Source organism: Achromobacter spanius (assembly GCF_003994415.1).
GTDB classification, from domain to species: Bacteria; Pseudomonadota; Gammaproteobacteria; order Burkholderiales; family Burkholderiaceae_B; genus Achromobacter; species Achromobacter spanius_C.
Genome location: NZ_CP034689.1, coordinates 2,510,840 through 2,533,631, shown reverse-complemented (window position 1 = coordinate 2,533,631; position 22,792 = coordinate 2,510,840). Strand labels below are relative to the sequence as shown.

Sequence of the window (22,792 nt, the reverse complement as noted above, 5' to 3'; positions counted from 1 at the left end):
CGCTGATGGATGAAAGTCTAGGGAGGGCACACGAACCGTGCGATGTCCTTCCCTTCGCCGGCATTACCCGGATCAGGTTCAAAGGGTTACCGCATGACGCGGAATCTCAGCCCAAACGGGCTCCCCCAGGAATTGCCGCAAGATTAGGGTCGCGGCGAGCCAATGTCAACGCATGGATTTATGCTAAGTTCGCCCGCTTGCGGCACCTGTTTGCATGCGTGCCAGAGAACCGACGAGCCGACCATGTCCATTGCCCCTTCCGCCCCTGCCCTGAACGAACAACTGGTGATTGTCACGGGCGGCGCCCGCGGACTGGGCGCGCACATCACGCGGGCCTTTCTGCGGGAAGGCGCGCGCGTGGTGATCAATTACCTGAACAGCGCGGATGCCGCCCAGGCGCTGGCGGCCGCCGCGCCCGACCGGGCGTTGGCGGTGCAGGCCGACGTGCGCGATGCCGTTGCCGTGGCCGCCATGGTCGCGCAGGCGCAAAGCCATTTCGGCATGCCGGTGAGCACGGTGGTCAACAATGCGCTGCCCGCCTTTCAGTTCAATGGCGATGCCCGCCCCCACGCCGACACGCTGACCTGGGACCACCTGAACCAGCAGATCGAAGGCTGCGTGCGCGGCGCGCTGAACACCACGCAGGCCGCGCTGCCCGGCATGCGCGGCGCGGGCGTGGGCCGCATCATCAACATTGGCACCAACCTGGTCCAGAACCCGGTGGTGCCCTATCACGACTACACCGCCGCCAAGGCCGCGCTGCTGTCATTCACGCGCACGCTGTCGCAGGACCTGGGCCCCGATGGCATCACGGTCAACATGGTGTCGGGCGGCTTGCTGCGCACCACCGACGCATCGGCCGCCACGCCCGAAGCGGTGTTCGACCTGATTGCGGCCAGCACGCCTTTGCGCACCGTCACCACGCCCGAACAGTTCGCCGATGCGGTGCTGTTCTTCGCCTGCCCGTGGTCGCGCAGCGTCACCGGCCAGAACCTGGTCGTGGACGGCGGACTCGTCAAGAATTGACCGCCATGCTGCACCTGAACCTGTTCATCTTCGGCTGCGGCCACCACCGCGCCGCGTGGCGCCACCCGGATTCGGCCGCCGAACGCCTGGGCGACATCCGCTATTACGAAGCGCTTGCGCAAACGGCCGAACGCGGCAAGCTGGACGCCATTTTCTTTGCCGACGGCCAGTCCACCGACAACATCGGCGACGGGCCGCGCTGGTATCTGGAGCCGCTGACCACCATGGCCGCGATTGCGCGCGCCACCACCCACATCGGCTTGATCAGCACGGTGTCCAGCACCTTCTTCACGCCCTTTCACGCGGCGCGCATGGTGGCGTCGCTGGACCATATTTCGGGCGGTCGCATGGGCTGGAACGTGGTCACGTCGATGTTCGACGCCGAAGCGCGCAACCACGGCTTTGAAGCCATGCCCGGTCACGACTGGCGTTACGCGCGCGCCGAAGAGTTCGTCGACGTGGCCTTGCGCTTGTTCGATTCCTGGCAAGACGACGCCTTGGCCATCGACCGCGACGGCGTCTATGGCGTGCCCGACCGCATCCGGCCCATCCACCACCATGGCGATCACTTCCTGGTTGACGGCCCCTTGACCGTGCCGCGCCCGCCGCAGGGGCATCCCGTGCTGTTCCAGGCCGGCGCATCGGACCAGGGGCGCGACTTGGCCGCCCGCCGCGCCGAGGCAATCTACGCCGTGGCCTACGACCTGCCGGCCGCGCAAGCCTATTACCGCGACATCAAACAGCGCGTGCGCGCGGCGGGACGCAGCGCTTCCGTGCCTATCATGCCCGGCCTGGTTACCTATGTGGGGTCGACCGACGCCGAGGCACGCGCCAAGCAGCGCAAGCTGGATGAGCTGCTGCCCAGCGATGCCTCGCTGCGTCAATTGGGCAGTTTTGTGCTGCAGGATTGCACCGCCTGGGAACTGGACGCGCCCGTGCCGGCCCTGCCGCCCTTGCATGAATTCAAGGGACCGAAGGGACGCTACGCCACGATTCTGCGCATTATCGAAACCGAACAACCCACCGTGCGCCAATTGCTGGGGCGCCTGGCGGCGGGCGGCGGCCACTGCACCATGGTGGGCACGCCGACGCATATTGCCGACCAGATGGAGCACTGGTTCAGGAATGAAGGCGCCGACGGGTTCAACCTGATGCCGCCGTCATTGCCGGACGGGATCGACGATTTCGTGGAACATGTCATTCCGGTATTGCAACGGCGCGGCCTGTTCCGCACGGAATACGAACACCGCACCTTGCGTGGGCATCTGGGGTTGAGCAGGCCGGAAACTCGCGGCGCGGCCAGTTAGTTCGACATCAACGGCGCGGGGTCGACACGCTTGACATGCTTGCCAACAGGCGTTGGCACGCGCGGCAGCGCCGTGGCCGCGCGCTCACGCGCGTGGCGTGCGGTTCGGTGGGTGGCGATCCAGTCATAGAACACAACCCCTGGGTGGCGCAACAACACGGCGGCAATACCGACCGCCACAACAACAGCAATAACCAGGGTCAGCCAGAACATCTGACGACCTCCTTGAAGACATCGCGGTATGAAACCGGCAGAAAAATCGCGCTGGAAACACTCACAACCCAGCGCATGCGGGAGAAAATTTACTCCACAATTGCCGCGAAATACGCGATCACGGAATGGAAAACACTGTTCCGTAACGCCGAGAAACAGGTCATGGAATGTGGCAGGCGCACAGCGCCTGCATTAGCCCACCCACATTACGCTGCCTCTGTTACACCGCCGCGATGACGTCACCCACTTAGCCACCCGCGTGCTAGCTCACGATTTCCAGCACGCCATTGATGACGAACTGGACGCCCATGCACACCAGCAGAAAGCCCATCACGCGCGAGATGGCTTCGACGCCGCTCTGCCCGATCACCGCCACGATGCGGCCCGCCGAACGCAGGCATACCCAGAACAGCACGCCCAGCAGGACGAAGACGATCACGGGTGTCACCGCAACCACCCATTCCGGATACTGCGGCGTGATGGCGCCGTCCACCGACGCCGCGCCGCTGATGATCATGGCGATGGTGCCCGGGCCCGCCGTGCCGGGCAGCGCCAGCGGCACGAATGCAATGTTCGGCACGTCGCGCTGCTGGGCATCGGCCGCCGCTTCCACGGCCAGTGTGCGAGGCTCGGCCGGCGGAAACAGCATGCTGAAACCGATGCTGACCACGATCAGCCCGCCGGCGATGCGCAAGCCCGGAATCGAGATGCCGAACGTGTGCATGATCCACGCGCCGGCGTAGTAGGTCACCACCATGACGCCCACCACGTAGAACGCCGCCTGCGTGACCTGGCGTTCGCGCTCCTTGTAGGGAATCTTCCCACCCAGGGACAGCAGCAGCGTCATGGAGGTCAGCGGATTGGCCAATGGCAGCATCAACGCCAGGCCAAGGCTGATCAGCTTGCCCAGTTCAATCAGGTCATCAATCATGGGACTCCCGGAAAAAGAAACACGGGCCGCACGACGGCCGGCTTACCGCGTTCAATGGTGCAATCGTGACACGCACTCTACCTTACACAGGCCCAGTCCTGCACCGGACCATCAGCATCACGCTCTGTGATTATCAACATCCATTAAACTTATGCAATTACGGATGGGGGCGGCGCTGCCTAGCATAGCTGGCTGTTACGGGCGGCTGACAAAGACGCTATCGTGCCCCCGCCAGCAGCGCCCCACGCCGCGCATTCATTTTGTGACCCGGAGTTTTCCCTTGAGCGACCTCTTTCATTTCAGCCGCGGCACCGCCCCGCTGCTGATCTCCATTCCCCATCTTGGCAGCCAGATTCCCGATGCGCAGCGCGCGCAGATGACGCCGCTGGGCCTGCAGTCCGGCGACACCGACTGGCACCTGGATACGCTGTACCAATTTGCCCAGGCGCTGGGCGCGTCCGTGATCGGCGCGCGCTATTCGCGCTATGTGGTGGACCTGAACCGCCCGCCCAACGACGAAAGCCTGTACCCCGGCCAGACCAAGACGGGCCTCTGCCCCACCCAGACCTTCCGTGGCGATGCGCTCTACCAGGACGACGCCGTGCTGACCGACGCCGAACGCGCGCAGCGCCTGCAGACCTATTGGGAGCCGTACCACGCGCAACTGCGCAGCGAAATCGACCGCATCAAGGCCGAGCACGGCACCGTGCTGCTGTGGGAAGCGCATTCCATCGCCAGCGTGTTGCCGCGCCTGTTCGACGGCAAGCTGCCCGACCTGAACATCGGCACGTCCGACGGCGCGGCCTGCGCGCCCGACATCCTGGCCGCCGTCCAGGCGCAACTGGACCCTTGCACCGACTACACCTGGGCCGTCAATGGCCGCTTCAAGGGCGGCTACATCACGCGCCACTACGGCTCGCCGGCCGACAACGTGCACGCCATCCAACTGGAAATGTGCCAGTCCACCTACATGGACGAAACGCATCCCTACGGCTATCGCCCCGACCTGGCCGGTCGCGTCATCCCGGTGGTCGAAGCCATGGTGCGGGCCGCGCTGGAGCAGACCACGGCGCGCCAGCGTTAAGCACTAAGCGCTAGGCGATAAACGCCAAGCGCCAGCCTTTCCTCCACCGTATCCAGGACCACCCAGGCCATGAACCGCTTTTCCTTCAGCACGACGGAAAACTATCCGGAATGGAGCCTGCTGCTGACCTGGGTGGCGGTGGTGGAAGCCGCGTCGGTGTCCGGCGCGGCACGTCTGTTGGGCTTGTCGCAGGCGGCGGTGTCGCAGCGGGTCAAGCAACTCGAGGCCGCCATGTCGACCGAGCTGCTGGACCGCAGCACGCGCCCGGCGCGGCCTACCCCGGCGGGCGAACTGCTGTTCGACCACGCCGCGCGCCTCTTGGCGCAAGCCGGCGACATGACGGAAAGCGTGCGCAACCTGAGCCGGGCCAAGCGCAACATCGTGCGCTTCGGCTGCGTGGATTCCTTTGCCGGCACCTTGGGGCCGACCTTGATCCATGGCCTGTCCGGCGCGTCGCGCCAGATTCGTTTGTGGTCGGGCATTACGCCCGTGCTGGACAAGCAACTGGAAGACCGGCAACTGGACCTTGTCGTCACCACCAGCGCCGTGGCGGGCAAGCCCACCATCCGCAAGATCAGCCTGTTCAGCGAACCCTATGTGTTGATCGTGCCGCGCACGCTGGACGTGGACAAGATCGGCTCGCTGAAAGACCTGGGCAAGCGCATGCAGTTCATCCGCTACAGCGCGCGTTCATTCATCGGCGCCGAGATCGACCGCCTGATCGAAGCGCACGACGTGATGATCGAACGCACCTTCGAATTCGACAACACCGACCCGCTGCTCAGCCTGGTGACGGCGGGCATCGGCTTTGCGATCAGCACGCCGCTGTGCATCTGGCAGTCGCGCCATTTCGTGGACCAGTTGCGGGTGCTGCCGCTGGCGCCGTATCTGGGCGTGACGCGCGCCGATGACCCTGGCCTGTCGCGCACGCTGTACCTGGCCTCGCGCCAGCAAGAGGTGGGCAAGCTGCCCACCGAGGCGCGCGACGTGATCCTGATGGCGGTGGAACGCCTGATCCAGAAAGACATCGCGCCGGCCCTCGGCCTGCCGCCCGCCACGCTCTGGCGCAGCATGCGCCGTTGAGACGGGCGGGCGCTTAAGCTCTTACAGCCCTAGCAGCCCTTACAGCTCTTTCAGCCCTTACAGCGACGCCGTCAGCGCCGGCACGGCCTCAAACAGGTCGCCCACCAAGCCATAATCCGCCACCCCGAAGATCGGAGCGTCGCCGTCCTTGTTGATGGCGACGATGGTCTTGGAATCCTTCATGCCGGCCAGGTGCTGGATGGCGCCCGAGATCCCCACCGCGATGTAGAGTGCCGGCGCCACGATCTTGCCGGTCTGCCCCACCTGCCAGTCGTTGGGCGCATAGCCCGCGTCCACCGCCGCGCGCGAGGCGCCCAGCGCCGCGCCCAGCTTTTCGGCCAGGGGGTCCAGCAGCTTGAAATGTTCGGCGCTGCCCAGCCCGCGCCCGCCCGACACCACCACGCGCGCGCCGCCCAATTCCGGCCGTTCCGACGCGGCGATGTCTCGGCGCTTGAATTGCGTAAGGCCCAGGTCGGCCACGGCGGCAATGGCTTCGACCACGGCGTTGCCGCCATCCTCGGCCGCCGCGTCGAACGCGGTCGGGCGTATCGTCGCCACCACGACGGCGTAGCCACTTTTTACCGTTGCAATGGCGTTGCCCGCATAGATGGGACGCTTGTACGTGTCGGGCGCCAGCACCTCGATCACATCCGACACCTGCTCCACATCCAGCAGCGCGGCAATGCGCGGGGCCACGCTCTTGCCCTGCGTGGTGGCGGCCATGAATACATGCGTGTAGGCGTCTGCGGCAGCGGCGACCGCTTGCGCGGCCAGATTCTCGGCCAGGCCATCGGCCAGATGCGGCGCGTCGGCCAGCAGCACCTTTTCCACGCCCGCGATGCGCGCGGCGGCTTGCGCCACGGCCTGCGCGCCCGCGCCCGCCACCAGCACATGGATCGGCACGCCCAGCTTGGCCCCGGCGGCAACGGCGTTGCGCGTGGCGTTGTTCAGGCTGTGGTTGTCGTGTTCGGCAATAACTAGGACCGTCATCAGATCACCTTGGCTTCGTTCTTCAGTTTGTCGACCAGCGCGGCCACGTCGGCCACCTTGACGCCGGGCGCGCGCGCCGCGGGTTCTTCCACCCGCAAGGTCGACAGGCGCGACGCGGGGTCTACGCTCAAGCCCTCGGGCGTTTCGATGTCCACCGGCTTTTTCTTTGCCTTCATGATGTTGGGCAGCGTCACGTAGCGCGGTTCGTTCAAGCGCAGGTCGGCCGTGACGATGGCAGGCAGGGTCAGATCCAGCACCTCCAGGCCGCCGTCCACTTCGCGCGTGACACGCGCCGTGCCGCCGTCGATCTCGATGGCGCTGGCGTTGGTGGCTTGCGGCCAGCCCAAGAGCGCGGCCAACATCTGGCCCGTCTGGCAAGCGTCATCATCAATGGCCTGCTTGCCCAGAATCACCAGCGCGGGTTGTTCCTTTTGCACCACGGCGCGCAGCAGCTTGGCCACGGCCAGCGGTTGCAGCGCGGCGTCGGTCTGCACCAGCACGCCACGGTCGGCGCCAATGGCCAGTGCCGTGCGCAGCGTCTCCTGCGACTGCGCGGGTCCGCAAGACACGGCAACCACCTCCGTCGCCACGCCCTGCTCTTTCAGGCGCACAGCCGCCTCGACGGCGATTTCATCGAACGGGTTCATCGACATCTTGACGTTGCCGATGTCCACGCCGCTTTGATCGGCCTTCACGCGCACCTTGACGTTGTAGTCAACCACGCGCTTGACCGCGGTTAATACCTTCATGCAAACACTCCTGGGTCAGGAAATTTCGGATCAAATGAAACGGATCAAATAAAGCGGATAAAGCGGAACAGGTCAGACGGCGGCAGGCGCTGGCACGCGCACATCCAGCACCGCTGCGGCCACGCCGTTCCGTGCCGTAGGCTGCGCAGGCGCAAAGGCCTGCCGCGCGTCGATGCCACAGGACGGACCGACGATGTAGTCGCCCGCCGCCAGCACCACGCCGGCCTCTGCGGCGTGGATCAAGTGCCCCGCCTGCGCCGCGACGATGATGCGCAGCGTGTGCGTAGCAACGCCGTCTTGCGTCAGGCCGCCCGCCTCTACCGCAGCGTTCCCGCCGCCCACGCACACGACGCTGGCCGCCGCCGCGCCGCGTAATACAAACAGGTTCAGCACTCGCACCGGCCCATTCAACAGGCGCGATTGAAATGCCGCGTCGCCCGCGAAGGCCGTGGCCACGCCGGGCGCAAGCGTGATGCGCTCGGCATCCGCCACGTCGGCCACATCCGCCGCATCCTCCACCAGCTCAACGCCGCCGCCCGTCAACACCACCGATACGCGGTCATAGCCGGGGTAGCTGGAATACGGGCCGTCGCGGTCGATGTCCGCCACGCTGACCCGCCAGCGTGGCGGTTGCTGGGCGGCGTCCACCGACAGCGTGCGCGTCACGCCGCCGCCGTTCTTCCAGGGCTCGGGCGTAACGGCCAACCAGCTTGCGTGCAACGGGCGCATCGCGTTACGAGACGGCGCCAAGGCCGTACTTGCCGGTCAGCAACGCACCGCTTGCAAACCGGCCGATGTCATAGGGCTTGAGCGACACGTCCGTGGCCAGCCCCAGCGCTTCCTGCGCCAGCACGCGGCCCACCGTCGGCGACAGCTTGAAGCCATGGCCCGAAAACCCGAAGCCCACAATCAGACCCTGCACGCCCGGCACGCGGCCCAGCACGGGGTTCCAGTCCGGGGTGACGTCGTACACGCCCGTCCACGACGAGGCCAGGCCCGCCGTCTCGTAGGCAGGAAAGCGCGTCGCCACCTGCTCGCCCACTTCGGCCACGTAGTCCAGCGGAATATCGCCTTGCTCGGCATCGCTGTTTTGCAGCGCCTCACCCACGATGCCTTCGCTGACCAGCATCTGGTTGCCGCCATAGCTGCGGCAATACAGCATGCCGGGCGAGGCCAGGTCCTTGAAGACCGGCATGGAATAGGTATAGGGCGCGGCGTCGCACTCCAGCGCCAGCACCGCGTGGCGCTCAGGCACCACGGGCATCGCCACGCCGGTCCAGCCCGCCAGTTCCGAGGTCCAGATGTTCTGCGTGCTGATCACCACGGGGCTGGCGTAATCGCCGTCAGAGGTGGACACGCCCACCACGCGGCCGTTTTCCACCAGCAGCTTTTTCACGTCCACGTTTTCGCGGATGGTCACGCCACGGCGGCGCGCGCCGCGCGCGAAGCTGGTGGCCACCAGATAGGCGTCGGCAAAGCCCGCTTCGGGTTCAAAGCCGATCAGCGCGGCATTATCAAACGAGGCAATCGGCAGCAGTTCGCGGGCTTGCGCGGGGTTCAGCAATTCCAGCGCAATGCCTTGTTCGCGTTGCTGGTCCAGCGCGCTCTGCAGGGGCGCCAGCTTGTCGTCGTCGGCAGCGGTGATCAGATAACCGCACTTGACCAGGCCGCAGGACGCTTCGTCGTCACCCACATAATTGGCGAAGTGGTTGAACACGTTCCAGGAACGCTGCGCCAGCTCCACGTTTTCGCGCACTGAATAATGGGTGCGCAAAATACCGGACGACTGCGACGTCGTGCCCGCGCCGATGGTCGCGCGGTCCAGCACCAGCACGTTCTTCGCGCCCAGCTCCGCCAGGTGGAACGCCACCGAACTGCCGATCACGCCGGCACCAATCACGATCACGTCATAACTTTTCACGACAAGGCTCCAAGGACAAGTGGCGCGAGTGTGAACCTGCGTGGTCTGGCCGATCGCAATATAAGCATCGCGAATACTTAATAAAAGCGCGGCAAGAACAGGGCGTGACGAAAGCGGATTGCTTAAGCGCGGCGAATTTTGACCATCGCCGCTACTTATATTCATGGCTTGGCGCGGCGGCCGGGTGAAAGTCTCGTCTGCCGCACCATAGAGTGCCGGCGACATGGAATCTATCCGTCAATCTACATCCACGTAGGGGAAAAACATGAACATGAATCGCCGCGCCATGCTGGTGCGCACCGCTGCCCTGGCGGGCGCAAGCGCCCTGGGCTTTCCGATGATCGGCCGCGCCGCCAATGCGTCTTATACGTATGGCGGCTCGGCGTGGCTGGGCCACTACTCGGCCTACATCGCCATGAAGACGGGCCTGTTCGCCAAGCAGGGCCTGGATATCAAGTGGCAAAGCTTCGCCACGTCGTCCGACCGCATGAGCGCCGTGATGGCCGGCAACATCGACCTGGCCGGCACCGGCGTGGTGTCGTCGCTGGCCTTGATGGCGGCCGGCGCGCGACAGTTTCAGGTGATCGCCACGCCCAACAACTTCGGCCGCGCCGAAGGCGTGCTGGTGCGCGAAGACGTGAAGTCGGTGGCGGACCTGAAAGGCAAGAAGATCGGCGTCACCTATGCCTCCAGCGCCCATGTGCTGCTGCTTGATGTGCTGCGCCAGGCCGGTCTGGACGCCGAGCGCGACGTGTCCATCATCAACCTGCCGGCCACCAACCTGCTGTCTGCCTACCAGGGCAAGCAGATTGATGCGGCGGTGGCCTGGACGCCCGCCTTCGACCGCATCAAGGCCGTGCCCGGCACGCATGTGCTGCTGGACGACACGGCGTTCTCGCTCTACAAGCAATACGCCATCACCCCGGGCCCGGACGTGCTGCTGACCCACGCCAAGCTGGGGCGCGAGAACCCGGAAGCCGTGAAGAAATTCCTGCACGCCGTATTCCAGGCCAACGCCATGCTGACCGAGCAGCCCGATGAAGCGGCCAGCGTGTTGTTGGAACTGACCGGCCTGTCGCGGCCCGAGCAACTGGCCGTCATCAAGCAAACGCAGTGGTATTCCGCCGCCGACCAGAAGGCCTTGATGGTGGACCCGGGCAACTTCGTCACCGGCATGCAGCAGTTGGCCCAAATGCTGGTGTCGCTCAAGCAGATCGACAAGGCGCCCCAGGTCAAGGACTGGGTCCAGGCCTCGTACCTGTAAACGCGGAACCCAATCGCCATGTCCGCGCGTTCATCTTCAAAGCAAACACGGCTGATCTGGGTCAGCGTGTTTTCGCTTCTTGGCTTTCTGTTGCTGTGGGAAGGCCTGTGCCGTGCCGGCGCGGTCGACCCCATCTTTTTGCCCGCGCCGTCGCAGGTGTTGGCGCGGGCCATGTCCATGTCGGACCAGGGCACGCTGTTCTACAACGTGCTGGCTTCCACCCGCCGCGTGATGGTGGGCTTTTTGGCGGCTGTCTTCGTGGCCATACCGCTGGGCATTTTGCTGGGCACGTCGAAGGTGGCACGCGCCGTCTTTGACCCCATCATCTCGTTCCTGCGGCCGCTGCCATCGATGAGCTGGATTCCGCTGTCGCTGTTGTGGTTCGGCATTACCGAAACGCAGAAGTACAGCATCGTCTTCATGGGCTCGTTCGTGCCGGCGCTGCTGTATGTGATGGAAGCCTCGCGCAGCATTGACCCCGTGCTGGTGCGTGCCGCGCGCAATCTGGGCGCCAACCGCTGGCAGGTGATGCGTGAAGTGCTGTTTCCCGGCTGCCTGCCGCAGATCTTGTCGGGCATGAAGATCATTCTGGGCTTGTCCTGGACCTGCGTGATCTCGGCCGAATTGGTGGCGTCACGCGAAGGCCTGGGCTTCATGATCATGAACGGCAAGGAATTCTTCCAGACCGACACCGTGGTGCTCGGCATGGTGCTGATCAGTTTCACCGTGCTGGTGACCGATCTGTGTTTGCGGCTGCTTGAACGATGGGTGCTGGCATGGCAACGATGAACGAAACGATGATCCAGTTGACCGACGTGTCCAAGGCCTATGGCGACGTGACCGTGCTGGACAAGGTCAACCTGGAGGTCAAGCGCGGTGAATTCCTGGTGCTGTTGGGCGCGTCCGGCTGTGGCAAGTCCACCTTGCTGAACTTGATGGCCGGCTTCATCCAGCCCAACACGGGCACCGTCGCCATCAATGGCAAGACCGTCACCGACGTGACCGCCGCCTGCGGCATGGTGTTTCAGCAGTACGCGCTGTTTCCGTGGCGCACCGTGCAAGAGAACGTGGAATTCGGCTTGAAGATGCGTGGCATGTCCAAGCAGGAACGCGCGCCCATTGCCCGCAAGTTCATCGAGATGGTGGGCTTGAAGGCGGCGGCGGACAAGTATCCGCATGCGCTGTCGGGCGGCATGAAGCAGCGCGTGTCGATTGCGCGCGTGCTGGCCAATGACCCCGACGTAATGCTGTTCGACGAGCCCTTCGCCGCGCTGGACGCCATGACGCGCCAGGTGCTGCAAGACCAGTTGCTGTCCATCTACGAACAAAGCGGCAAGACGATTGTGTTCATCACGCATTCCATCGACGAGGCGCTGACGCTGTCCACCCGCATGGCCGTGATGGGTTCCAAGCCCGGGCGCATCGTGCAAGACATCCACAACGACCTGCCGCATCCGCGCAGCGCCGACGTGCAGTTGTCGCCGCGCTTTGTGGAATTGAAGCGGTCGATCTGGGAACGGGTGCAGGAAGAGGTCACGCGCAGCATGGAGCTGACGACCGACTAGGCGGGCCGGGGCGCGACCGGGCACGGTCAGCCCCCGCTTGGTCCACTACCATGCGCCTTGGCTGCGCCCTTCTTCTGCCAGGAATTCCACCAGTGCGGGCAGCGACGCATCCATCGGCCGGTTGGCGTGGATGCGCATTACATAGCCCCACGAGCCCGGCATGCGCAGTTGCGGCATCAGCGGCACCAGCCGGCCGCTGGCCAGGTCTTCATCGATCAGCGGCGCGCGCCCCAGCGCTATGCCCACCCCCGCGGCTGCGGCCGCCACCACGGTGCTCAGGCCGCTGAACACCATGGGCTCTTGCCAATCGGATTCGGCCAGCCCCAAGCGCGGCCCCCAGGTGCGCCAATCGGTCTCGGGGCTGTCGATGTGTTTTTCTTCCAGCCAGCGGTGCCGCAAAAACACGCGCGGGTCGCCGCGCTCGGCCTCGGCGATCAGCGCGGGGCTGCACACCGGCACCACGGTTTCCGTCATCAGCGCAATATCACCCGGCTCGGCCAGATGCGGCCCGCGCGCGCGCACGTGCAGAAAGGCCAGGTCAATGTCCTGGCTTTTCCAGGCGGGCTCCTGGCTGGCGTGCAAGTAAACCTGCACGCCGATGTCGGGATGCAGTTCGATGAAACGCCCGATGCGCGGCGCAAGCCACAATGCGGCAAGCGAGGGGTTGGCCGACACGTTCAGCGTGTAGCGGCGACGCCCCCGCGCGGTGGCGCGTACATCGCGGCACGCAGACTCCAGAAGGGTCAAGGCCTGTTGTACGGAAGCCAGCAATTTGGCGCCCGCTTCGGTGGTTTCGGCGCGGCGCACCGTGCCGCCCCGGCGCAGCAGTTGCACGCCCAGGTCCGTCTCCAGCGCGCGTAGCTGATGGCTGACCGCGCTCTTGGTGACATGCAGTTCCCCCGCCGCGCGGCTCAGGCTGCCCAGGCGGGCAACGGCCTCGAACGCACGCAAGGCGGCCAGGGGCGGCGTGTGCGTGGGCAGCTCGGGGGATGGATTCTGGTTGGGCAGATCAGACATGCGGTTGAGTTTATCTCAACCCAAGATTGAAAAAGACTCGCTATCGCAACGGCGTGGGATCAGCGACCATGCAGGCTCTGCATGGAGCATTGATATGTATTTCGACTCTCGGTTGTGGCGCCTGACGGCGGGATTGCGCGCCGGCATGGCGGGCGGCATTTTCCTGGGCCTCTTGGCGCTGGCGGCGGGCATTGCCCGCTATGTCTTCCTGGGCCAGTTGCTGGCCCGCGTGTTCGACGGCGCGCCGTGGCAAGACTGGATCGTGCCCGCCCTGTGCGTGGGCGCCATGGTGCTGCTGCGCGCGCTGTTCGACCATTGGCGCACCGTGCAAGCCAACCACACGTCCGCGCAAATCCAGCAGACGCTACGCGGCAAGCTATACGACCGCATCGTTGCCCTGGGGCCGGCCTGGTTTGCCAATCAGCGTACGGGCGGCGTCATGCTGACCGTGGTGGACGGCGTGGAGCAGTTGCAAACCTTCTTCGGCCAATACCTGCCGCAAGTCGCCATTGCGGCCGCCGCGCCCTTTGCCATCTTCGCCGTGATCGCGTTCTGGGACGTGCCCACCGCGCTGGTGTTTTTGGTGGCGGCGTTGTTCGCGCTGTTTGGCCCGATGGCGGTGCACATGCTGGACCGCCGCGCCAGCCAGGCGCGCACGCAGGCGCTGAATGCCTTTGGCGAAGACTTCCTGGACGCGGTGCAAGGCCTGCCCACGCTGAAGTCTTACGGCCAGGGCAAGGCCTGGGGCCGGCGCCTGGCGGCCCGCGCCCGCAGCCTGTCGGACAACACGTTCTGGGTGCTGTCGGTGAGCCTGTTGACGCGCGGCATCAGCGACCTGGGTGTGGCGCTGGGCGCGGCGCTGGCCTTGACGCTGGGCGCCTGGCGCGTGGCCGCGGGCGACATGAGCGTGGAAGCGCTGCTGATCGTGCTGATGGCCGGCACCGAGATCTTCCGGCCGCTGCGCGACCTGCGCTCGGTCTTGCACCGCGGCATGCTGGGCCAGTCGGCCGCCGTCAGCATCCATGCGTTGATGGATGCGCAGCCGCTGACGCCCGTGCCCACCACGGCCCCGGGCAAGCGCACTGCACCTGCCCATCTAACCCCCACGATCGAATTCGATAACGTGGCGTTTGCCTACACACCCGAACGCCGCGCGCATCAAGGCTTGGCGTTCAGCATCGCGGCGGGCGAGCGCGTTGGCGTGGTCGGCCCCAGCGGCGCGGGCAAGTCCACCATTGTGCGGCTGCTGCTGCGTGAATGTGTGCCGCAGGCGGGCGTCATCCGCGTGGGCGGGCACGATGTGAACACGCTGGACACGCAGACGCTGCTGTCGCAAATTGCGCTGGTCAGCCAGGACATCACGCTGTTTCACGGCACCATTGACGACAACCTGCGGCTGGGCCGGCCGGACGCCACGCACGAGCAGGTGCGCGCCGCCGCCCGTGCCGCGAATATCGACGACTTCATCATGGCCCTGCCCGACGGTTACGCCACCCGCATCGGCGAACGCGGCCTGCAATTGTCGGGCGGGCAACGCCAGCGCGTGGCCATCGCGCGCGCGCTGCTGCGCGACGCACCCATCCTGATCCTGGACGAAGCGCTGTCATCGGTGGACACCGAAAACGAAGCGCTGATCCAGCAAGCGCTGGACCGCCTGATGGCCGGCCGCACCACGCTGATCCTGGCGCACCGGCTGGCCAGCGTCATCGGCGCCGACCGCAGCCTGGTGCTGGATCAGGGCCGCGTGGTGGAAGCCGGGCCGCATGCACAACTGATGCAGGCGCGCGGGCTGTACTACCAGCTGATGCACGAGCAGGCAGAAGCGCACCAGAACCCGTCGGCCGGTGTGGCCGCCTTGGCGTCGGCGCCGGTGCTGGATGCCGCCACGCCCGAAGACGATGACGGCGGCGACGGCGGCACGCAAGGCCCCGCCCTGCGGCCCTTGGATGCCGATGCCGACCAGGTGGGCTGGCGCGCCACGCTGGGCACCTTGCTGTCCGTGGTCAAACCGTGGCGCGGCACGCTGACCGCCACCATCCTGCTGGGCGTTGCGCGGGTGGCCGCCTTCATCGGCGTGGGCGTGTTCAGCGCGCTGATCGTGGCCGCCATCCGCGACGGGCGCGAGGTTTCCGGCCTGATCGTCGGCCTCTTGATCTGCGCGCCGTTGGCCGCCTTGTTCCATTGGCTGGAATCGTGGCTGGCGCATGCGATGGCCTATCAGTTGCTGGCCGACATGCGGGTGAAGCTGTTCGACAAGCTGGAGCGGCTGGCTCCCGCCTACCTGTTGCAGCGCCGCTCGGGTGATCTGGTTGCGCTGGCCACGCAAGACATCGAGATGGTCGAATATTTCTACGCGCACACCATCGCCCCCGCCATCGTGTCGGTGCTGGTGCCGCTGTCGGTGCTGGGATTCTTGGGCGTGTATAGCTGGCCGGTGGCCCTGGCGCTGCTGCCCTTCCTGGCCTATGCGCTGGTGTCGCCCGTGCGTGGCCGCCGCCATATCGACTCGCTGGGCGACAAGGCCCGGCAGGCGCTGGGCGAAATGAGCGCGCACACCACCGACACCATCCAGGGCCTGGCCGACCTGACCGCCTTCCAGGCCACCGACCGCCGCCGAGGCCAGTTCCTGAAAGTGGCTGACCACTACCGTATTCGCCGCCTGGACATCCTGCGCGATCTCTCCAAGCAAACGGCCTGGTTTGAAGTAGCCATGGGCTTGGGCGGCCTGGCCGTGGCGGTCGTGGGCGCCTTGCAGGTATCGGCGGGCGCGCTGTCGGCCAGCATGCTGCCCTTGCTGGTGTTAATTGCGATGGCGACCTTTCTGCCGGTGTCCGAGATTTCGCAGGTCAGCCGCCAGTTGGCCGACACCATCGCCGCCACGCGCCGCCTGCATGTGGTCAGCAACGAGCCCGAACCCGTCACCGATGGTCCGCTGGCGCCGCCGGTCGCCACGCATGGCTTGTCCTTGGCGTTTGAGCGCGTCAGCTTCGCCTACCCCGGCAAACAGGAAGACACGCTGAAGGACTTGAGTTTCAAGGCGCCGGCCGGGGCCACGGTGGCCATCGTGGGCGCCTCGGGCGCCGGCAAGAGCACCGTGGCCAGCCTGTTGTTGCGCTTCTGGGACCCGCGCCAAGGCGCGGTCAAGCTGGACGGTCTGGACGTGCGCCAACTGCAACTGGACGGCTTGCGCGAACGCGTGGCCCTGGTCACGCAAGACACCTACCTGTTCAACGACACGCTGGAGGGCAACATCCGGCTGGCGCGCCCCGAGGCCACGCCCGAGGAACTGGCGCGCGCGCTGAACCAGGCGGCGCTGACGGCATTCGTGCAGCAACTGCCCGATGGGCTGGCCACCAAGGTAGGCGAACGCGGCATGCAGTTGTCGGGCGGGCAGCGCCAGCGCATCTCGATTGCGCGGGCCTTTTTGAAGAACGCGCCGGTGCTGATCCTGGACGAGGCCACCTCGCACCTGGACACCTTGTCGGAAATGCAGGTGCGGGCGGCGCTGGACGCGCTGATGCAGCACCGCACCACCCTGGTGATTGCGCACCGGCTGTCCACCATTCGAAATGCGGACCTGATCCTGGTGCTGGATCGGGGCACGCTGGCCGAGGCCGGCACGCATGACCAATTGCTGCGCAAGCAAGGGGCCTATGCGCGCCTGGCCAGCCACCAGGGCGGCTACACGGTCAGTAGCGCAACGTCTCTACCGACGTAGCGTTGGCGCGCACCTCCGCATCCGTGAACCAGACCCGCTTGCTGCCAAAGTGGTTGTACAAGTCGAACTGGTCGCGGGTGTGGACGGACGGCGTGCCGTCCGGCGCCACGAAACCGCTCTGCCCCGGCGCCACCACATCCACCGCGCGCACGCCCTTGCCGTCGAACACCGTCATATTGTTTTCGGTGCCCCGGTTTTGGGTGGCCGAAAAGCTCAGCACCGCCTTGTCGTCCGCCTGCGGCACGCCCAGGAAGTTCTTCGGCGCAAACACCATGGGCGGCGCGGGGATGCGCCACGCGGCCGGGTCTTGGCCATACGCTTTTTGCAAGGCGGCCAGGGCCTCGTCCAGCGCGGCCAGACTGACCGCTTCGGGGCGCTTGCCGTTGAAGAAGTCATAGGGCTGGGGCACGCCGGCGTTGGGACCGCCCAGCGCGTTGAACAAGACCTTCACGCCCACGGTCAGGTTGAGCGAACCGGTGGCCGGCGCGGCCGGGGTGGGATAGCCCGTGGCGCTGTACCACTTGAAGAAGTCGGCGGGCATCTCGTCGGCCAGCGTGGCGCGCAGCATCGCGCGTAGCCAGGCATCCATCACGGCGGACCCGGCGTTGTCGTAGTAGCCGGGCTGCTTGTCGCTGGTGCCCATGCCGTCCCAGGTGGACAAGTTCGCCACCAGCCGCGCGCGGGCGTCGTCAGCCGGCAGGCCGGCCACGGCGCGTTGCAGGAACGGCAGGAAGTGGCGGCGGTTGACGTCGGCGTAGCTGGTGGTGCGGATCAAGTCCCACATTTGCTGCGCGCTGACCTTGCCGCCATCGGCCGTCATGGCCTTCATGCGCGTTTCGATTTCGGCGTAGCGGTCGGCCTGGCCCCACACGATGGCGAACAGGTCGGTGGACGGATAGCCGCGCATGGGCTGGTTGTTCCAGTTGGCGATGTAGCCCTGGCGCGGGTTGTAGACCTGCGGGTTGGTGGCGAACGGCAGCATGCCGTCCCAGTCCATTTCACCGGTGCCGGGCACGGGCAGGCGCGGGTCATGGCCGGGTTTGCGCTTGGGATAAAAGCCCGTGTGGGCGTAGCCGATGTTGCCGCGGTCGTCGGCGTAGTACCAGTTGATGGTCAGCGCATGGCGCGCGGCCTGCTGCTTCCACTGGTCCCAATTGCGCGCCTGCGTCTTGTGCGTCCAGGCCATCAGCGATTGCAGTTCATAGCCTTCCCAGGCGCGCGCCTTGGCGTAGGCCACATGCTGCTTGTCGTCGAACTTGGTCACGATGCCATGCACCGTGCGGTACACGTCCATCAGCACTGGCTTGCCGTCCTTGACCTGGATAAGCTCGGTGCGCTTTTCCATCGTCTTCCATTCGCCATTGTGGAAATAGCGGGTGCGGTCGGCGGGGTCGAGCTTTTCGGCGTAGATGTCCACGTCGTCGCCAAAGCCCGCCGTGGAGCCCCAGGTGACGTGCGCGTTGTGGCCAAACAGAATGCTGGGGTAGGCGAACGGGGTGTTGCCCACCACGTCGTAGCCCGCGCCGTGCAGGCCGATGCCGTAGGTGTAGGCGGGGTTCCACCAGCCGAACTGCGGGCCGTTCAACAAGATGGAACGCGCGTCCTTGGCGTGCTCGCGGCCCACGATCCACATATTGCTGGTGGTGGGAAAGCCGGCGATGCCGGGTTGGCCGGTTTGCGCAAACTGCGCCAGCAGGCGGGCGGGCGCGTCGGCGGGCGCGTCTTGCAGCACGCCGCGCGTTTGCGGGTCGCGCGCCACGCGCTCCAGCATGGGCGGCGTGCCGTCGTAGCGCGGCAAGGCGTAGGACAGCTTGGCGGGCGCAGGCGCGGTGGGCTGATAGGTGGCGGGCTGATAAACCCCCTCTTCTTCCGGCACCGTGGTCGGCGCGCGGCTGTCGGTCATCCAGCGCAATTGGTTGAAGATCTGCATGGCGCGCGCCTCGCCGTGCTTGTCGCGTAGCGCGGTCAGCAGCGCCAGGTTGTCGATTTCGCTAATGGCGTCCGAAAACCGGTTGGCCATGGTGCCCACGAACACCATCGCCACGTCATAGGGCGTCCAGTCGGACGGCTGGAATTGCAGGTCGTTGAATTCCTTGGGCATCAGCGTGCCGGGTTCGGCGCGCACCCGCGCGATCCATGCATTCATGCCGGCGGCGTAGCCGTCCAGAATCTGGCGTTCGGACGCGGGCAGCGCCGCCAGTTGGCGCTGGATACGCTCGGGCGAAAAATTGCCGCGTATCGATTTGTCGAAGGCCACCATTTTGTCGCCCAGCACTTCGGCCACCAGGCCCTGCGTGCTGCGACGCGCCATCTCCATCTGGAACAGGCGGTCTTGCGCCACCGCGTAGCCGTAGCCGTAGAAGATGCCGTACACCGTGTTGGCGTAGACGTGGGGCATGCCGTAGCCGTCGCGGCGGATGGTGACCTGCCTGGCGGCGGGGCGCTGAGCGTCAGCCGTGAACGACGACTGGGTCTGGGATTGCGGCTGGGATTGCGCTTGCGCGGGGGCTGCGCCCACGCCGGCGCAGGCTGCCAGGATGGCGGCCGACAACAAATGCTGCTTCATTGAATCTGTCTCCAAATTGATAAACCGCGCCATGCTTGCGAGCGACCTTCAGCGCGGGATGCGGCGCCTCTGGCGGGCACCGTCCGGGGACCATGATAAGAAGCCGCTACTTATAATGCCAATGCATTTATGTCATGGATTCAATGCGCAAAACTCATGGACTTTCAAAAGCTCAAACACTTGCTGGCAGTGGTGGAACACGGCACTTTTTCGCTGGCGGCGGAAAAGGTGAACCTGTCCCAACCCGCGCTTAGCCGCAGCATCCAGGCGCTGGAAACCGAGCTGGGCCTGCCGCTGCTGGATCGCGGCACGCGCCGGGTCCGCCTGACGCCTTATGGCGCTTGCGTGGCCGAGCGCGCGCGCCGCATGCGCTTTGAAGAAGCCGAGCTGCAACGCGAACTGAAGGCGTTGCACGGCGGCGATGCCGGCTCGCTCACCATCGGCCTGAGCCCCGCCCCGGCATCGTTGCTGCTGTCGCCCTTTCTGGCGCACATGGCCGCCCACCGGCCCCAGGTGCGCGTGGGCGTCGAACTCGGCAGCACGGCGGCGCTGCTCGACATGCTGCGCGCCGAACGCATCGATGCCATGGTGTGCGATGCGCGCATGCTGTACGACGCCGCCGATATCGACACCCGTCCGCTGGCGCCGCTGCGCGCAGGCATGGTCTGCCGCAAGGGGCACCCCATCCTGGCGCACAAGCGCGTGGGCATCGAACAGGTGCGGCAATATCCGGTGGCCTCCAGCACGCTAAGCCCAGAGGTATCGCTGCGGCTTGCCGACACCTTGGGGCCGGGCGGCGCGCCCGAGCAGATGGTGACGCTGCGTTGCGAAAACCTGGATGCGCTGGCCGACCTGGCGCTGCATACCGACACGCTGCTGCTGGGCGTGATCTGCGTGACGCGGCGCGAACAAGAGGCGGGGCGACTGGTGGAAGTGCCGCTGCCGCCTGATCGCCAGCGTCAGGGCCATTACGTGCTGGCGCGCCTGGCCGGGCGCACGCCCTTGGCGGCGCAAGATGCGCTGTACGAATTCACGCAGCAATGTTGGGCGGGGTTCGCCGCCTTCAAGCCCCACGGCCCCGGCCGTTGAAAAAAACCCACAGCGGCAATACCCACACAATTCACCCCGTTGATTCCCTTACATCATCTATATAGAATCAGCAATTCGGGCCTTTGCCCCTTTTCTTTTTCACCCACTTCACTTACCGCCAGGGAGGCCGCATGACGTTTTGCCCCATGCTCACCGCCGTCCCGCGCGTATCCCCGCGACGCCATTAAGTCGTCGCCCGCGCGGATCCATCGCTAGCCCGTTACCTAGCGACTGGTCCACCGCGCTCGCTCAACACCCGTAAACGCAGTTGCCGATGCCTCGCGCATCCGGCTTGTTATCCCTCTTTCCTCACAAGGACATCCTGGCGTGTCTTGTGCCGCCAGGCCATTGTTATGGCTAGAAAAAAAATCGACTTTCGAGGACAGGCCTTCAAGGACGTCCTGGGCTTTACCTTCAAGCATTGGGCCTTGCAGCCCTGGCGCACCCTGGTCATTGTGTTGCTGGCCCTGCTGTCGGCCGTGGCCGATATCCTGACGCCGATGTATGCCGGCCGCCTGGTTGACGCCGTGGCGTCGGGCTCGAGCGGCGACGCGCTGGCCTGGAACGCCGCCATCACGGCCTTCTGGCTGCTGGTGGCGCTGGGCGTGGGCGGCACGCTGCTGCGCCAGGCGGTGTTCCAGAACATCATCACGTTCACGTTGAAGATGATGAACGGAATCGTGTCGAACGCCTTCTACCGCGTGCAGCGCTTTTCCACCGACTGGCATGCCAACAGCTTCGCGGGTTCCACCGTGCGCAAGATCACGCGCGGCATGTGGGCCGTGGACATCCTGAACGACACGCTGCTGATCGCGCTGTTGCCGTCCGTGGTGATGCTGGTGGGCGCAACGGCCCTGCTGGGCGCGCACTGGCCCTTGATGGGGCTGGTGGTGGGCCTGGGTTCGGTGCTGTACATCGCCGTCACCGCCGCGCTGTCGCTGGGTTATGTGGCGCCGGCCGCGCGCCTGGGCAACGCCTGGGACACGCGCATGGGCGGCGCGCTGGCCGACGCCGTCAGTTGCAACGCGGTGGTCAAGGCCTTTGGTGCGGAAGCGCGCGAAGAAGCGCGGCTGGATCGCGTGGTGAACAAGTGGCGCCACCGCACGCGCCGCACCTGGGTGCGCGGCACGCTGAACGGCGGCATCCAGGGCGCGATGCTGGTGGCGATGCAGGCCGCCATCCTGGGCGCGTCCTTGCTGCTGTGGTCGCGCAACCAGGCCACCGTGGGCGACATCACCTTCACCTTGACGATGTTCTTCGTGTTGCAGGGCTATCTGCGCGACGTGGGCATGCATATCCGCAACCTGCAACGCTCGGTCAACGACATGGAAGAACTGGTGGCGATGGGGCGCCAGCCGCTGGGCGTGGCCGACCGTCCGGGCGCGCGCGCCATTGACATTCGCGAAGGTGAAATCCGCTTTGAAGACGTGACCTTCCGCTATGGCGCGCACAACACGGCGCTGTATCGGAACTTCTCGGCGCGCATCGCGCCCGGGGAACGCGTCGGCCTGGTGGGCCATTCGGGCTCGGGCAAGACCACGTTCATCAAGCTGATCCAGCGCCTGTACGACGTGAACGACGGCCGCATCACCATCGACGGGCAAGACATCGCCCAGGTGAAGCAGGCGTCGTTGCGCAGCCAGATCGCGATCGTGCAGCAGGACCCGGTGCTGTTTCACCGCACGCTGGCGGAGAACATCGCCTATGCCCGGCCCGGCGCGTCCCAGGCCGAGATCGAGCAGGCGGCCCGACAGGCCAGCGCGCATGACTTCATCATGACGCTGCCCAAGGGCTACGACACGTTGGTGGGCGAACGCGGCATCAAGCTGTCGGGCGGCGAACGCCAGCGCGTGGCGATTGCGCGCGCGTTCCTGGCGGACTCGCCCATTCTGATCCTGGACGAAGCCACCTCGAGCCTGGACAGCGAAAGCGAAGTGCTGATCCAGCAGGCCATGGACCGCCTGATGGTGGGCCGCACCACGCTGGTGGTGGCGCACCGCCTGTCGACCGTGCGCGCGCTGGACCGTCTGCTGGTGATGGACCGCGGCCGCATCATCGAAGAAGGCAGCCATGATCAGTTGATCCGCTTGCAGGGCGGCCTGTATCGGCGCCTGTTCGAACGCCAGGCCCTGGAACTGACCAAGGGCCTGACGGCCGCCGAAATGCTGCAAGACGGCGCCACGCCCCCGCCCGTCAAGGACCAGGCGGACAACAACGATGTGGACGCCGCTGAGTTCGCTTTCGGCAAATAAGGTTCAGCGGGCAGCGCC

Annotated in this window: 18 protein-coding genes and 1 riboswitch; of the genes, 10 read left to right on the top strand and 8 right to left on the bottom strand. The window is 65.8% G+C overall.

Going from position 1 to position 22,792, the window contains the following annotated elements:
* Window positions 1–32 precede the first annotated feature (32 nt).
* Window positions 33–137, bottom strand: a riboswitch (TPP riboswitch).
* Window positions 138–243: 106 nt separating this feature from the next.
* Together ELS24_RS11790 and ELS24_RS11785 are read left to right on the top strand one after the other, a co-directional pair.
* Window positions 244–1,026 carry a 3-oxoacyl-ACP reductase gene (locus tag ELS24_RS11790; protein WP_127184217.1) on the top strand — a complete coding sequence of 261 codons (783 nt, stop codon included), beginning with the start codon at window positions 244–246 and terminating at the stop codon, window positions 1,024–1,026.
* Between the two features lie 5 nt (window positions 1,027–1,031).
* Window positions 1,032–2,333 carry an LLM class flavin-dependent oxidoreductase gene (locus ELS24_RS11785; RefSeq protein WP_050447937.1) on the top strand — a complete coding sequence of 434 codons (1,302 nt, stop codon included), beginning with the start codon at window positions 1,032–1,034 and terminating at the stop codon, window positions 2,331–2,333.
* On the opposite strand, the gene ELS24_RS11780 is transcribed toward ELS24_RS11785, so the two are convergent.
* Together ELS24_RS11780 and ELS24_RS11775 are read right to left on the bottom strand one after the other, a co-directional pair.
* On the bottom strand, window positions 2,330–2,545 hold the full coding sequence (locus ELS24_RS11780; protein ID WP_127184216.1) for a hypothetical protein: 216 nt from the start codon (window positions 2,543–2,545) through the stop codon (window positions 2,330–2,332). The two genes, ELS24_RS11785 and ELS24_RS11780, sit on opposite strands and share 4 nt — an antisense overlap.
* A gap of 262 nt (window positions 2,546–2,807) precedes the next feature.
* Complete coding sequence (locus ELS24_RS11775) at window positions 2,808–3,476, bottom strand: MarC family NAAT transporter (protein ID WP_127184215.1); 669 nt, start codon at window positions 3,474–3,476, stop codon at window positions 2,808–2,810.
* Window positions 3,477–3,756: 280 nt separating this feature from the next.
* On the opposite strand from ELS24_RS11775, the gene hutG reads away from it, so the two are divergent.
* Together hutG and ELS24_RS11765 are read left to right on the top strand one after the other, a co-directional pair.
* Entirely contained in the window at window positions 3,757–4,560 is an 804-nt protein-coding gene (gene hutG / locus ELS24_RS11770; protein ID WP_127184214.1) for an N-formylglutamate deformylase, read from the top strand.
* 69 nt (window positions 4,561–4,629) lie between these two features.
* Window positions 4,630–5,643 carry a LysR family transcriptional regulator gene (locus ELS24_RS11765; RefSeq protein ID WP_127184213.1) on the top strand — a complete coding sequence of 338 codons (1,014 nt, stop codon included), beginning with the start codon at window positions 4,630–4,632 and terminating at the stop codon, window positions 5,641–5,643.
* Between the two features lie 57 nt (window positions 5,644–5,700).
* Here ELS24_RS11765 and ELS24_RS11760 read toward each other — a convergent pair whose 3' ends face one another.
* The 4 genes from ELS24_RS11760 to ELS24_RS11745 all read right to left on the bottom strand — a co-directional run bounded on the left by ELS24_RS11760 (window position 5,701) and on the right by ELS24_RS11745 (window position 9,303).
* Entirely contained in the window at window positions 5,701–6,633 is a 933-nt protein-coding gene (locus ELS24_RS11760; protein ID WP_127184212.1) for an electron transfer flavoprotein subunit alpha/FixB family protein, read from the bottom strand.
* Entirely contained in the window at window positions 6,633–7,382 is a 750-nt protein-coding gene (locus ELS24_RS11755; RefSeq protein ID WP_127184211.1) for an electron transfer flavoprotein subunit beta/FixA family protein, read from the bottom strand. Before ELS24_RS11755 ends, ELS24_RS11760 begins: the two co-directional genes overlap by 1 nt.
* 72 nt (window positions 7,383–7,454) lie before the next feature.
* Window positions 7,455–8,111, bottom strand: coding sequence for a HutD/Ves family protein (locus ELS24_RS11750; RefSeq protein WP_127184210.1), 657 nt, complete (start codon window positions 8,109–8,111; stop codon window positions 7,455–7,457).
* Between the two features lie 4 nt (window positions 8,112–8,115).
* Window positions 8,116–9,303, bottom strand: coding sequence for an NAD(P)/FAD-dependent oxidoreductase (locus tag ELS24_RS11745; protein WP_127184209.1), 1,188 nt, complete (start codon window positions 9,301–9,303; stop codon window positions 8,116–8,118).
* 265 nt (window positions 9,304–9,568) lie between these two features.
* Between ELS24_RS11745 and ELS24_RS11740 the strand changes: the two genes are divergently transcribed.
* The 3 genes from ELS24_RS11740 to ELS24_RS11730 are packed head-to-tail and all read left to right on the top strand — an operon-like array spanning window position 9,569 to window position 12,132.
* Entirely contained in the window at window positions 9,569–10,567 is a 999-nt protein-coding gene (locus ELS24_RS11740; protein ID WP_050447951.1) for an aliphatic sulfonate ABC transporter substrate-binding protein, read from the top strand.
* 18 nt (window positions 10,568–10,585) lie between these two features.
* Complete coding sequence (locus ELS24_RS11735; RefSeq protein WP_050447953.1) at window positions 10,586–11,356, top strand: ABC transporter permease; 771 nt, start codon at window positions 10,586–10,588, stop codon at window positions 11,354–11,356.
* Window positions 11,344–12,132 carry an ABC transporter ATP-binding protein gene (locus ELS24_RS11730; RefSeq protein WP_050447955.1) on the top strand — a complete coding sequence of 263 codons (789 nt, stop codon included), beginning with the start codon at window positions 11,344–11,346 and terminating at the stop codon, window positions 12,130–12,132. The genes ELS24_RS11735 and ELS24_RS11730 overlap by 13 nt, the downstream gene beginning before the upstream one ends.
* 45 nt (window positions 12,133–12,177) lie before the next feature.
* Here the strand turns inward: ELS24_RS11730 and ELS24_RS11725 are convergent, their stop codons facing one another.
* Window positions 12,178–13,149 (bottom strand): LysR substrate-binding domain-containing protein, encoded by a 972-nt coding sequence (locus tag ELS24_RS11725; RefSeq protein ID WP_127184208.1) that lies wholly within the window; start codon window positions 13,147–13,149, stop codon window positions 12,178–12,180.
* Between the two features lie 94 nt (window positions 13,150–13,243).
* Here ELS24_RS11725 and cydC point away from each other — a divergent pair, with 94 nt between their 5' ends.
* Window positions 13,244–16,867 (top strand): thiol reductant ABC exporter subunit CydC, encoded by a 3,624-nt coding sequence (gene cydC / locus ELS24_RS11720; protein ID WP_127184207.1) that lies wholly within the window; start codon window positions 13,244–13,246, stop codon window positions 16,865–16,867.
* Here the strand turns inward: cydC and ELS24_RS11715 are convergent.
* Window positions 16,839–19,433 carry a penicillin G acylase gene (locus ELS24_RS11715; RefSeq protein WP_127184206.1) on the bottom strand — a complete coding sequence of 865 codons (2,595 nt, stop codon included), beginning with the start codon at window positions 19,431–19,433 and terminating at the stop codon, window positions 16,839–16,841. The two genes, cydC and ELS24_RS11715, sit on opposite strands and share 29 nt — an antisense overlap.
* A gap of 156 nt (window positions 19,434–19,589) precedes the next feature.
* Here ELS24_RS11715 and ELS24_RS11710 point away from each other — a divergent pair, with 156 nt between their 5' ends.
* A complete protein-coding gene (locus ELS24_RS11710; RefSeq protein WP_050447962.1) occupies window positions 19,590–20,522 on the top strand; it encodes a LysR family transcriptional regulator in 933 nt (310 codons plus the stop codon).
* Between the two features lie 353 nt (window positions 20,523–20,875).
* Window positions 20,876–22,774, top strand: a complete 1,899-nt coding sequence (locus ELS24_RS11705) for an ABC transporter ATP-binding protein (protein ID WP_127184205.1) — start codon at window positions 20,876–20,878, stop codon at window positions 22,772–22,774.
* Window positions 22,775–22,792 lie beyond the last annotated feature (18 nt).